12 protein-coding genes are annotated in these 12,567 nt (G+C 60.0%); 4 read left to right on the top strand and 8 right to left on the bottom strand.

All coding sequences use genetic code 11. The annotated features are described in order from the left end of the window. Together EXR36_13620 and EXR36_13615 are read left to right on the top strand one after the other, a co-directional pair. Positions 1-473, top strand: a 473-nt coding sequence (locus tag EXR36_13620) for a sugar ABC transporter ATP-binding protein (protein MSQ60643.1), incomplete at its 5' end; no start/stop codon positions are given. Continuing rightward, positions 470-1,444, top strand: a complete 975-nt coding sequence (locus tag EXR36_13615; GenBank protein MSQ60642.1) for an ABC transporter permease — start codon at positions 470-472, stop codon at positions 1,442-1,444. The genes EXR36_13620 and EXR36_13615, both read left to right, overlap by 4 nt. Before the next feature lie 556 nt (positions 1,445-2,000). On the opposite strand, the gene EXR36_13610 is transcribed toward EXR36_13615, so the two are convergent. From EXR36_13610 to EXR36_13585, 6 genes are all read right to left on the bottom strand, one after another. Further along, complete coding sequence (locus EXR36_13610) at positions 2,001-3,455, bottom strand: 3-carboxy-cis,cis-muconate cycloisomerase (GenBank protein ID MSQ60641.1); 1,455 nt, start codon at positions 3,453-3,455, stop codon at positions 2,001-2,003. Then, positions 3,452-3,901 (bottom strand): hypothetical protein, encoded by a 450-nt coding sequence (locus tag EXR36_13605; GenBank protein MSQ60640.1) that lies wholly within the window; start codon positions 3,899-3,901, stop codon positions 3,452-3,454. The genes EXR36_13610 and EXR36_13605 overlap by 4 nt, the downstream gene beginning before the upstream one ends. A 162-nt stretch (positions 3,902-4,063) precedes the next feature. Next, on the bottom strand, positions 4,064-4,747 hold the full coding sequence (pcaH, locus tag EXR36_13600; protein ID MSQ60639.1) for a protocatechuate 3,4-dioxygenase subunit beta: 684 nt from the start codon (positions 4,745-4,747) through the stop codon (positions 4,064-4,066). Continuing rightward, complete coding sequence (locus EXR36_13595) at positions 4,735-5,730, bottom strand: TRAP transporter substrate-binding protein (protein MSQ60638.1); 996 nt, start codon at positions 5,728-5,730, stop codon at positions 4,735-4,737. Before EXR36_13595 ends, pcaH begins: the two co-directional genes overlap by 13 nt. Before the next feature lie 44 nt (positions 5,731-5,774). Next, positions 5,775-7,100 (bottom strand): TRAP transporter large permease, encoded by a 1,326-nt coding sequence (locus tag EXR36_13590; GenBank protein MSQ60637.1) that lies wholly within the window; start codon positions 7,098-7,100, stop codon positions 5,775-5,777. Further along, the gene (locus tag EXR36_13585; GenBank protein ID MSQ60636.1) at positions 7,093-7,605 is read right to left on the bottom strand and encodes a TRAP transporter small permease; all 513 of its coding nucleotides are present in this window, start codon (positions 7,603-7,605) and stop codon (positions 7,093-7,095) included. Before EXR36_13585 ends, EXR36_13590 begins: the two co-directional genes overlap by 8 nt. A 117-nt stretch (positions 7,606-7,722) precedes the next feature. Here EXR36_13585 and EXR36_13580 point away from each other — a divergent pair, with 117 nt between their 5' ends. Next, positions 7,723-10,035: a xanthine dehydrogenase family protein molybdopterin-binding subunit gene (locus EXR36_13580; protein MSQ60635.1), complete on the top strand. Its 2,313-nt coding sequence runs from the start codon at positions 7,723-7,725 to the stop codon at positions 10,033-10,035. Between the two features lie 91 nt (positions 10,036-10,126). On the opposite strand, the gene EXR36_13575 is transcribed toward EXR36_13580, so the two are convergent. Both EXR36_13575 and EXR36_13570 read right to left on the bottom strand, forming a co-directional pair. Then, a complete protein-coding gene (locus tag EXR36_13575) occupies positions 10,127-10,537 on the bottom strand; it encodes a hypothetical protein (GenBank protein MSQ60634.1) in 411 nt (136 codons plus the stop codon). A 116-nt stretch (positions 10,538-10,653) separates the two neighbouring features. Further along, complete coding sequence (locus EXR36_13570) at positions 10,654-10,845, bottom strand: hypothetical protein (protein MSQ60633.1); 192 nt, start codon at positions 10,843-10,845, stop codon at positions 10,654-10,656. A gap of 345 nt (positions 10,846-11,190) precedes the next feature. Between EXR36_13570 and EXR36_13565 the strand changes: the two genes are divergently transcribed. After that, positions 11,191-11,946: an SDR family oxidoreductase gene (locus EXR36_13565; protein ID MSQ60632.1), complete on the top strand. Its 756-nt coding sequence runs from the start codon at positions 11,191-11,193 to the stop codon at positions 11,944-11,946. Positions 11,947-12,567 lie beyond the last annotated feature (621 nt).

Below are 12,567 nucleotides of genomic sequence, written 5' to 3'. Positions count from 1 at the left end.
TCTGGCTGTACCGCACGCGAAGTGGCCTAAAAATGCGCGCCGTGGGTTTTCGCCAGGAGGCCGCCAAGCGCAACGGCGTGCACACCGGCGTGGTGAATCTGCGCGCTTATATTTTTTCCAGTTTGCTCGCCGTGCTCGCGGGCTTTTTCCTTTCTTCGGAAGTCGGTGTCGGACATCCCGTCATCGGCTCGGGCTACACGCTCACCAGCATCGCCGCCGCCGTGCTCGGCGGTGCCGCCCTCACGGGCGGGCGCGGCTCCTTCGTGGGCGCCATGTTCGGAGCGCTGTTCTTTACCACCACGGTGAACATCATCGCGCTGCTGGGCCTTAACACCGGCGCGGGCGTGATCACCAGCGGGGCACTCACTTTGTTCGCGGTATTTCTCTACACCGGCTGGAAGCCGCTGGCGCGCTTGTTCAAGCAGTTGCGCAACCGTGTGCGCCAACCGACAACGCTTGAGCGTGCGTCATGAAGGCGGAGGCTAAAGCGGCAACCACCGAGCGGGGAGGACGTTTTCAGATGCGCTTCGCCGCCATCTGGCTCGTCATGCTGGTCTTGATCGGTTTTTGCGCAGTGGTGGTGCCCACCAGTTTGATGCCCTCGGCCTTTCTCACCATTGCGCCCTTAGCGGCCTTCCTCGCCATCGCGGCCATGGGCGAATCGCTGGTGCTGATGTCGCGCGGCATCGACCTTTCCACCACGGCCATCATCACGTTGTCCAGCACCTTGATCCTCGGCATCTCGGGCGGACGGGACGAAGCCCTAATGCTAGCCATCGTCATCGCATTGCTGAGTGCCGTAGCTGTGGGCCTGATAAACGGCATCCTGGTGGCGGTCCTGGAACTCAACGCGCTGATCGTCACCTTGGCCGTGGGCGCCATCACCACAGGCGCGACGCTGTGGTACCGCGAATCGCTCCCCGCCGAATCGCGTGTGCCACCGATGCTCGCGGATTGGGGCGGCTCGCGCATCTTCGGGCTGAACGTCTCGGTGTGGGTCGCGGCAATCCTGGTAATCGCGCTGACCATCGTGCTGCGCAAGACAATCATGGGCCGCCGCTTCATGGCCGTCGGCGCCAATCCGCGCGCGGCCTGGATCGCGGGTATCAATGTCGGGCTATACCGAACCGCGGCCTTCACCGCCGCCGCCCTGCTCTACGGCATCGCTGGAATCCTGCTCTCGGCGTTCATTCGCAATCCAACGCTCAAGGTTGGCGATCCCTACCTGCTTGCTCCCATCGCCGCCTCCGTCTTGGGCGGCACCGCCATCAGCGGCGGAATCGGCAGCATGGTCGCGGTAGCCGGCGCGGCACTCTTCCTCACGCAACTAGGACAAGCCCTCAAAATGCTGGGCCTGTCCACGGCGTTCCAATTCATCATTTACGGAACGGCTATCGCGCTGGGTATGGCGCTGGCGGAGCGGAAGTATTGGCGGGGGGGTTGAACCTAGCCCGCTTTATTGGAGGCACGACCCTGGATTCTTCAACCAGTCATGCGTCGAAGGAGAAATCAGCGAAGCAAGGTAAGGGCGGGCCAGGGCCTCGAAAAGTTGCCGTTCCGTTGCGAACGATTTAAGCAGAACGCCGCGTTGTTCGACTACATGTACAGCCATCGCAGGCAGGGATTTATCTTTTAGAACAGCGCTTACGAAGACATTTGCATCGACAACAACCCTCATCCGGTATGCGACTCAACTTCCTGCTGAGCTCTTTTAATCAACCGATCGATGTCCTCGTCGGTCAGACCAGCGGCGGCCACGCGCGCGCGATTCGCGTCGTCCGGGGATGAGTTCCTGTGCGGGTTCTATCGTGAACGTTACGCGTTCATCGGAGCCGATGCCACGGCGTCTCAATTCGGCGGAGATTTCTCCCGCCGTGATTTCAATTACCTGAGGTGTTGTTGTCATCGCCGTATTCCTCCATAACCGAGAACGGTCATCATTTTAATCTCCTACCGATTCAGTGTTGATTCGGCGCGACCTAACCCGTTCACGGACCGTTCTATGTGGCGAGCCCGCTCGTTCTGCGCCGAACCCGAGCAGCCGGGTTCGGCGTAGTTTCGCTCTCGCTCCCGGCAAGCAGGGGTGCGAACGAAGGTGCTGAAGGTGGTGCTCCGGGAATCTGGTCCACAATGCCTTCGACCAAGCGAGCGGAAGCCGTCGCGGCGGACTTGATGCCGAAACGTTTTGCCACCTCGGAAAGATCGGTGTTCTTGCAACGATGATCGGTCTCGAGGAATTCCCACAGCAAGCCGTGGAGCGGCCGCCGTTCCCGGAGGGCGCGTTGGCACAGGTTGGACATCAACGACTCTGCCTCGGCTTTACCCATTGCAGGAGTTAGCACTCTTGCCAATTCCTCGGCGAATATCACGCCCTGCATCGCGCCGATGTTTTCCTTGCACTTGTCTGCGTGAATCTCGAGCCTCGTTAGAAGTTCCGCCATGGCGTTTACCGCACTCAATGCGTGGGTGAAGACCGATGGCCATTGGGCCAACTCGGCTTGCCAACTTCCCAACGCGCGCTCGTGCTCCTGAGGCATGGTTGCGAGTAGGTTCGAGATGAATCCCGGAATGGGTCGAGTGGCCGCAATGACGCGCAAGGACAGCACGGGATTGCGTTTGTGGGGCATGGCGCTGGAACCGCCACGGCCTTCTGCCGTGGGTTCGCTCGCCTCGCCCACTTCGCTTTGAGCCAGCAGTGCCACGTCTTGCGCAATCTTCGCCATGGTTCCGCACAAGAGCGCCGTGTCGGTGGCGAGCGCGATCCAGTTTTGCCGGTACGTGTGCCAAGTGTGGCCTGGGTCGTGGAGATCCAATCTCCGAGCCAGTGCGGCGCGCACTTGTACCCCTTGATCCTTGTACGCAGCCAGGTTCCCTACGGCCCCGCCAAGCGATACTGCGAGCGCCCTGCGTGCCGTCGCTAGTAGGCGTTGCTGTCCTTGCGCCAAAGCCAAGCACCACTGTGCGGCTTTGTAACCGAAGGTGGTGACACCAGCGGCCTGCATGAGTGTGCGAGCCAGCATGGGTGTGTCGCGATGGGTGAGGGCGAGATGGCGGGCTTCGGTGACACAAACGCTCAGCGTTTTGCTCAAGCGTTCGACAGCTTCGCGGGTGAGGAGCGCCATCGCGGTATCCATCACGTCCTGGCTGGTGGTGCCGAAATGCACGAAGTCGCTGGCGCGCGGATCGTATTTAGCTACTTGAGCCCTGAGGGCTTTGACGAAAGGAATAATGGGGGTGCCGGCATGGGCACCCTCTGTGATTAGGGTCTGCGCGTTTATCGAAAAGCTCTCAGCCGCATTCGAGATGGTCAGCGCGGCCTCGGGCGGAATTAAGCCGGTCTGCGCCTGCGCTCCTGCAAGCTCCACTTCGAAGCGCACCATGGCGGCCATCAGAGCTTCGTCCGAAAACACGGCTTCGATCTCCGGCGCGATGAGCACGCGCGCGAACAGGTTCATTGCAATTCGAAGAACACCGTTTCGTCCTCACCGCTCAGTCGAATGTCCCAGTGAAAGTGATCACCTACCGGTTGGGCTATCAAGGTTGCGCGGCGTGCCGCGGGTATGTCATTGGGAACGGACCGCGCCACAAGGTACACGCGGGTGAAGACATGCTTGAGCAACCCGCGCGCGAAGAGGGTCACGTGAGCATGGCTAGCGGCGGGCATCACGAACTGGAATGCACCGGCATCGTTGGTGAAGACGCGCTGGAAGCCAAACCTGTCCGGCGTGCTTACGCTCAGCGTAAGTTCGAGGAGAGCGTCGGCTACAGATCTAGCCTCCCGGTCCAAGACGCTTCCACGAACCATGACCCAGCGCTGCGGAGCGGGTGCGGCGGATACCAGCCAGTTCAGGGCGCCGTGAAAGAACGGGCCGATGGTTTGCGAGGGGGTGGAAGGGTTCATACTTAAAAGCTCACCACAGAGACACAGAGGCACGGAGAAAATGCCCTCGGAAAATTATTCTTACTCAAGAAGCTGCCGTGGCTGCCTTGGCGGAGAATGGAACTTCTTCTCTCTGTGTCTCTGTGGCTCTGTGGTGAAAAGGTGTGATTCGAGGCTCGCACTCTAGATCCCCTTCGGTGTTTCGTCCCGGCCGCCCAGCACTATGTCAAAGCGGTATCCCAGCGCGATGCCTTCAACGGTCAGACTCAAATCGAACGCGGAAATCAGCCGCGCACGGGCGAACTCCGGCACACTATGGTAAATGGGATCGACGGCCAGCAGCGGGTCGCCGGGAAAATACATCTGGGTGATCAAGCGCTGGGCGTAGGCGTTACCGAAGAGCGAGAAATGAATGTGCGCGGGGCGCCAAGCGTTCGAATGATTTCCCCAGGGATAGGCACCCGGCTTGATGGTGACGAAGCGGTACCAGCCTTTATCGTCGGTGAGCGTTTTGCCGCACCCGCCGAAGTGCGGATCCAAGGGGGCGTCGTGTTGGTCCTTCGGATGCGCATAGCGGCCCGCCGCGTTGCATTGCCAGAGTTCGACCAAGGAACGTCTCACGGGTTTGCCACCGACGTCCAGGACCCGTCCCGACACGACGATGCGTTCGCCCAACGGGGCACCGCTCGATTGCTTGGTGAGGTCCGCGTCATTTGCCACGAGTATCGACGATGTATAAGCCGGTACCGGCGGCGTGTCATCTTCGAGCGTAATGAGTGCATGCGCGGGCGCGCGCGCAACCGTGCTCTTGTAATCCGGGTACAGATAAGGAGGATGCGGGCTTCGCACGAGTGCTATTTCTCGTATTGCTTGATGAGGGCGCGCGCCTCGGTAAGCAGGCGCTTGCCGTCGGCGCCCTTTTCGGTGACTTGTTTTACCCAATCGTCGTCCACATTTTCCGTGGCCTTGAGCCAGCGCTGGTACTCCGCCTCCGGCAAGGTGTAGAAGTGATTGCCGCGATCGACGGCCAGTTTTCGGTGCGGGGCCACGGCGGCATCCCAGCCGGTCTCGCCCGCCCAGGCGGAGGTGGCCAAGCCGCTATTGTTGTCGATCACTTTCTTCAAGTCCGCGGGCAGGCTCTCGTACTTGGCGGGATTCATGGCCATGACGAAAATGGTGTTGGCGAACTTCGGCGCCCCGGCGGGAACTTCAACGTGATACTTGGCGATCTCGTGCAATTTGATGGCGGGCGCGCCTTCCCACGGCACCATGGCGCCGTCGATCACGCCCTTGGATAAGGCTTCGGCCACTTGCGGCAGCGGCATTTGCACGGGCGTTGCACCGAGCGCTGCCAGCATCTTGGCGTTGATGCGCGTGGCGGCGCGGATCTTCAGGCCCTTGAGATCTTCCAGGGTTCTAAGCGGCTTGTTGGTGAGATGGAATACGGTGCCATCGTGCACGTGCAGTGCAATGATCTTGGTGCCCTTGAATTCGTCCATGGCGTTTTTCTGCACATAGCTCCAAAGCGATTGGCTGCCGGCCTTGGCGGTGTGGGACATGAAGGGCAGTTCGAAGACCTCGGACTTGGTGAAGCGGCCCGCGGCGTAGGTGGGCACGGCCCACACGATATCTGCTACCCCATCGCGCACCTGATCGAAAAGTTGTGGTGGGGTGCCGCCCAATTGCATGGCGGGATAGATCTGGCATTTCAAACGGTCGTTGGACTCCTTGTTGATTTTGTCGCACCACGGCTGAATCACTTTCTGTTGCGGGTTCGATGTGCTGGGCAACATGTGGTGCACCTTGAGCATGACTTGCTGCGCGTAGCCATGGCTGGCTAGCAATGACATTACGAGAATGCTGGATGACAATCTGAAAAACACGAGCAACTCCTTTAATTGGCCAGTGCGTGCACCAGCCACAACGTAATGCCAGGAAACAAGACCAGCAACGCCATCCGCAAGGCGTCCGAGATGAGAAACGGTACCACGCCTTTATAGGTCTCGGACATAGGGACGTCCTTGGCGATGCCATTCATGATGTAAACATTCAATCCCACGGGCGGGAAGATCATGCCAATCTCCACCACCATGAGGATAAGGATACCGAACCACAGGGCCTTGTCCGTGGGCGGCAATCCGAAGAAATCCAAACCCATCACCACGGGAAAAATTACCGGGATGGTTAGCATGATCATGGACAACTCGTCCATCACGCAACCCAGCACGATGTAGAACACCATGATGGCCGCCATGATGACCAAGGGAGGAATTCCGGCTTGAGCGACCGTGCCCGCAAGCTCGGCCGGCAACTGCGAGAGGGCGAGGCTGGCGTTCATCATATCCGCGCCCATGAAGATCATGAAGATCATGCCGCTGGTTTGCGCGGTGGAAAGCAAGCTCTGCTTGAACTTTTCCATGTTCAGGCCGCGCCGGGCAAGCGCCGTGGCGAAGGTGAGCGCGGTGCCGATGGACGCGCCTTCCGTGGGCGTGCAAATGCCCCCGTAGATGCCGCCGAACACGGCGAGAAAGATGATAGCGATGGGCCACACGGCGGCGGTGCTGCGAGCGAATTCCCCAGCGCCGGGTTTCGAGACGTTGGGCGCGTGCCGGGGATATAAGCGCACATAAATCGCGATGGCCAGGATGTACCCAGCCGCCGCGAGCAGCCCGGGAATGTAGGCCGCGAGAAAGAGTTTGGAGATGTTTTGCTCGGTAAGGATGGCGTAGATCATCAACGTCACCGAAGGCGGCAGCAAAATTCCAAGGGTGCCCCCAGCCGCCAGCGCGGCGGTGGATAGTCTTCCGGAGTAATTCAAGCGCCGCATTTCAGGCAGGGCTACTTGCGCGATCGTGGCGGTGGTGGCCACGGAGGATCCGGAAATGGAGCCAAAGGCCGCGCAGGCCAGCACGCCCGCCATGGCCATGCCACCGCGAAAACGCCCGAGCAATGCGTTGGCGAAATCGAAGAGCGCCTTCGACAGGCCGCCGTGCATGGCGAGCGCCCCCATCAACATGAACAAGGGGATTACGGAAAGATCGTAGACCGAGAATCGCCCGAAGACCGCGCCCTTCAAGTGGCTGAGCAAAGGGTTCCAACCGGACAAGATGACGTACCCCGCCGCGCCGGGAAGGAACATGGCGATGGAGATGGGAATGCGAATGGCCATCAGCGCCAGCATGGCGGCGAAGAGCGCGATGCCAATGGAAAAATTACTCATAGCTGGCGCGCGCGGTCAATTGCTCCCATGCGATGTAGAAGGACACGGCCGCCGTGAGCGCGAAGCCGGGCAGCATCAGGAGGTAGGGAATCCAGATGGGAATAGCGATGAGCATGGAGGTTTCTTGATTCTCGTAGGCCATCGCTGAACCTGCTCCAGCGCGCCAGCACACCAGCGCGGCCACCAAGCCTAGCAGTAAGGATCCCAGGGCATCGAGGCGTCCTTTCGTTTGGTCAGAGGCTTTGGCGGTGAAGAAGTCCACGATGATATTGGCGCTCTGCCATTGGGTGTACGGCAGGAAACACGATAACGCCACGGCGCAAGCCAACTGCACCATCTCGACGTCGCCTTGCACCGGGCTCGAAAACAGGCTGCGGCCCAATACGCTGGCGAGCGTAAGGAGCGCTATTCCCACCAAAAGCATTCCGCCCAGAAGGGCGCTAATGCGGCTGAGCAGGCGCAACGCGTTGCCAAGGCGTCCGGGCCGGATGAGGGAAGTGCTCATTCAGAGATTGGTATCGGGCAAGCGCATAGGGGCGGGATTGTCCACTCCCGAGCCCGGCGGTTGCAAGGGCAATCTGGCATAGAATCCGGTCATCACAGTCACACGAGAAGGCTTATCATGACCCGGTTCGGAATTGGACAAGCGATCACCCGCCGTGAAGACCAGCGTCTCGTAACGGGAATGGGCCAGTACGTGGATGACATGAGCTTGCCCAATGAGACGCACGCCGTCTTCGTGCGCTCGCCCCATGCCCATGCACGCATCAAGTCCGTGGATACGGTGGCGGCAGCGAAGATGCCGGGCGTGGTGGCGGTCATTACCGGCGCGCAATTGCAAGCTGACGGCGTGGGCGCTTTCCCCACCGTCCCGCCCGAGGGCACATTGAAACGCGCCGATGGCAAGAACATGTGCTCGGCGCCCTACTACCCCATGGCCAAGGACGAAGTGCGATTCGTGGGCGAGGCGCTCGCGGTGGTGATCGCGGCCACTCGTCCTCAAGCCGAGGACGCCGCCGAGCAAGTCATGGTGGATTACGAGGAGTTACCCGTCGCGGCCACCATCGAAGAGGCCATGAAACCCGGTGCTGCTCTGGTATGGAAGGACGCACCCGGCAACATCGCCACGCAGACGGAGTTCGGCAAGAAAGCCGAGTGCGACGCTGCCTTCGCCAAGGCCAAGCACGTGACCAAGATCGATGTCATCAACCAGCGCCTGGTGCCAGTGAGCATGGAGCCGCGCGGAACCGCCGCGCAGTTCGATAAAGCCAGCGGCAGAATTACGATGTGGACCAGCTGCCAGAATCCCGCGGGCGTAAGAGATACGCTCGCGGACGCCATTCTGAAAATGCCCAAGGACAAGATTCGCGTGCGCGTGGGTGATGTGGGAGGGGGCTTCGGCATGAAGACCATGCTTTACGCCGAGGATGCCGTGTGCGCCTACGCGGCGAAGAAGACCGGCCGCCCCGTGCGCTGGCGCGCCACTCGCGCCGAGGAATTTCTCGCCGCCAGCCACGGGCGCGACCAGATCAACCATGCGGAATTGGCGATGGATGCGGACGGAAAAATTCTTGGGATGCGTGTCAACATCGTGGGCAACGTGGGGGCCTACGTGTCGACGCCCGGAGCGGTCATCGTCGTGGCGATCGGGCCGAAGGTCATCACGGGCGTGTATCACATCCCCGCCTTGCATCTGCAAGCCACCGCTGTGCTCACGCACACTAACGTGGTGTCCGCCTACCGCGGCGCGGGGCGGCCTGAAGCCATATATCTGATGGAACGCTTGATGGAGCAGGCGGCAGCTGAAATGAAGATCGATCCCGCGGAGCTGCGCCGGCGCAATCTAATCCAGCCCGCGCAGATGCCCTACACCACCCAGATGGGCGAGACTTTCGATAGCGGCAATTTCCCGCACATGCTCAATCGCATCCTGGAAGCCTCCGATTGGAAGGGTTACGCGAAACGCCGCGAAGAATCGAAAGCGCGTGGCAAGTTGCGCGGCCGCGCCCTCTCCACCTTCCTGGAGTGGACGGGTGTGGTGCACGAGGAAACCATCGACATGCACGTCGAGGCCGATGGCCGCGTGCTGGTGTATACGGCCATGCAGGCCATGGGGCAGGGCATCGAGACCAGCTACGTTCAAATCGTCGCGGAAACCCTCGGCGTGGATGCCGAGCGCATTCACATCGTGCAAGGCGATAGCGACATCGCCAACGGCATCGGCAGCATGGGTAGCCGCTCGCTCTACATCGGCGGCTCCGCCATGATGACCGCCTCCAACGACACCATCGAGAAGGGCAAGCAGTTGGCCACCGATGCGTTGGAAGCCTCCGGCGGGGACATCGCTTACAAGGACGGCAGCTTCACCGTGAAGGGCACCGACGTGGGCATCAGCCTGTTCGAACTGGCGGCCAAGCAATCCGAGAAGCGCATCAAGGTGCAGACGACGCAAACGGTAGGCGGCCCGTCGTGGCCCAATAGCGGCCATGTGTGCGAAGTGGAAGTCGATCCCGAAACCGGCGTCACGAAGATCGTTTGCTACACCACCGTGGACGACGTGGGCCGCGTGGTGAATCCCATGATCGTGGCGGGCCAAGTGCACGGGGGCATCGCGCAAGCCGTGGGGCAAGCGCTCATGGAAGACGCACGCTACGATCCGGATTCCGGACAACTCTTGACCGGTTCCATGCTCGACTACTGCATGCCACGCGCGGATGACTTGCCCAATATCGAGCAATACACCGACGAGTCCACTCTGTGCAAAATCAACCCGCTCGGCGCGAAGGGCGTGGGGGAGTTGGGCACCGTGGGCGGAACACCGACGGTGATCAACGCATTGCTGGACGCATTGCGCCCGCTGGGCGTGAAGCACATCGAAATGCCGGCAACCGCCGAGCGCGTGTGGCAGGCCATGCGGCAGGCGAAGGCGGCATAGTGCCTGGACAGATATCGCCATGTCCGATTTAGCGCCGGTATGGGGGCCCTTATTCGATGAGTTCTCGGCTGGACACGGCGGGTGCTGCTAATTAGCGTTCCTGCCACTCGGAGTCTTCTTCGATTGCCTGACCAGCCCGCTGCCGTTCCTCGGTCTCCATGATTGTTTCGCGTAAGCGATAACTAATCGTGGGTAACGATAGAATTTTGGCTTTTAGTCCTGCACGAATCCATTCCCTATCGCGAGGCTCGCCACGAACATACTTCGAAATGGCTGCATCATTCGGTTCTAGAAACCAAGCGGTGACACCGGAATCGAAACTTACTCGAACAAGTAGTTCTTCCCAGGCTTGTGGTAGCGTGGGCAGCATTGGGGAAACAGCATCCGCGTAATAGCCATACGTGCGTTCGAATTCGCTACCCAGGCCCATGGCAGCAGCGACTTCGGAAGCGCGGCCCGGATCGCTTTTCGGATAGAGATCGATGTCGATCGATCCAGTCATGGAAACTGGTGGCACGGGTACAGCGCCCAACACAGAGAGGCTACCTATGATTACGTAATCTGGGTGATGGATTATGCTGCGTGCCTCGATTAAGAGGCGTTCAATGTCTGTACGATTCATTCATTTTCACGGACTATGAGGAAACCGAAGGGTGAGTTCTGCCGTAGCGACAGTCCTTCGGCGTCGTCTCGAAGTATCGCCACTTGCCGGTCGTGCGCGGGTAGATCCAGTATGGCGCGCCATGTTGCGACGTACTTTGGATTGCACAAACGGCCCTTGTCCCACTTCTCGATTTGCTGGAGTGCCATCTGGCGGACACTTTCTCCGTGGTCCGCTGCCTCCATTGCGTGCACAGCTCTGCGGTGGAGATCCATGAGCCGTAAATCTATCTCCCGCTTCGCGACGCGGGCTTCGTGTCTTTGCCTTAAGATTTCAGCTTCAGTCATCAGTATCATCAAGGTTGATCGCTGCGGTTTGCATTAGGCGAATCATACGGCAGAGAATGAATTGAGTGCGAGAACGGGCCATTCGAAGCATTCCCGGCCAGTATAGGCGAGGCAATCGCCGTCAATCGCATGGGTGCGGATAGCCAGCTCTCCGTGATCGTTCGTCGTTAAAGTGACAAAAAACCAGTCGAATACTTGGAGATAACCATGCCGCTCGATTTCAAAGGAACAAGAGTAGTTGTATGCGGCGGTAGCCGTGGCATCGGCCGCTCAATCGCCTTGGGCTTCGCTCAAGCCGGCGCGGCGGTTTCGGTGTGCGCGCGCGGGCCGCAGGCGCTCGAAGCCGTTAAAGCCGATCTCGCGCGCCATGGCGGTAAGGTGCATGCCTCGCCCTGCGATCTGGCGAAGGAGGGCGACATCGCGCTCTATATCCCCGCCGCCGCCGAGGCGCTCGGCGGCATCGATGTATTGGTCAATAATGCATCGGGCTTTGGCATGGGCAACGACGAAGCGGCATGGCGCGCCGGGCTCGGTGTGGATCTCATGGCGACGGTCAGGGCTTCCGCCGCCGCCGAGCCCTATCTCTTGGAATCGAAAGCGGCGGCCATCGTCAATGTGTCTTCCATCTCAGGCTTTCGCCCCTCCGCGCGCACGCCCGCTTACGCGGCGGTGAAAGCCGCCATCATTCAGTACACCACCTCGCAAGCCGCATTGCTGGCGCGCAAGGGCGTGCGGGTGAATTGCGTCGCACCCGGCTCCATCGAATTTCCCGGCGGATTGTGGGAACAGCGCAAGACCAGCGCTCCGGATCTTTACAACAACATCTTGAAGAGCATCCCCTTCGGGCGCATGGGAAGGCCCGAGGAAGTGGCGAACTTGGTTTTGTTCCTCGCCTCCCCTCTTGCCGGATGGATCACCGGCCAATCCATCTGCGTGGACGGAGGGCAGATGCTAGGCGCCTAGCCCCAGCCAATCTGCGCCCAGCCTAGGCCCCACTCGGTATTGGTTATCCTATTCTGGCACGCTGATTCTCCACCACGCTCCAGTAGCGGTGAACCTTGCCGTCTTTCTTGCATGTGGTCGCTCGCAAAAACATGCGCGCAGTATTCCAAGTGCATTCCCTACGCGCAAGGACCCAGGTCTTCACTACAAGCCCTTTTGCCTCGCGCCCAACATCTCGCCCTCGGCGGATCAGTGACTTACCGTGAGCGAAAATAGACAATTACCGGAAACACGAGGCGAATAGCGGAAGTCGCGTTAACGGCCCCGCCCCCTAGTTCTAAAGCCGCCCTACCCCGAGACCCTTGGGCCTTGACAGGGCCATCAAAACGTTCCTCTTATCCGAGGCTGGGATAGGTAAATCCTATAAAGGGCACCTCTAATAATTCAGCATTGTAGAGTAGAGCATTTGGAATCGATGTGATAAAAAGCCTCTAAGCGCAAAGTGATCCCGAGGCCGATGAAGAAAGACAAACGCAGGAAGCAACCCAAACCCAAGCAGCCTGGATTCTTCGATGTACAAGAGCGCGCCGAGCAACTCACTCGGATGGGAGATCCGCTGGTGGGGTTGAAGGCGCAGATTGA

Source organism: Betaproteobacteria bacterium (assembly GCA_009693245.1).
Taxonomy (GTDB): Bacteria; Pseudomonadota; Gammaproteobacteria; order Burkholderiales; family SHXO01; genus SHXO01.
This window is presented reverse-complemented; position numbering and strand designations above follow the sequence as displayed.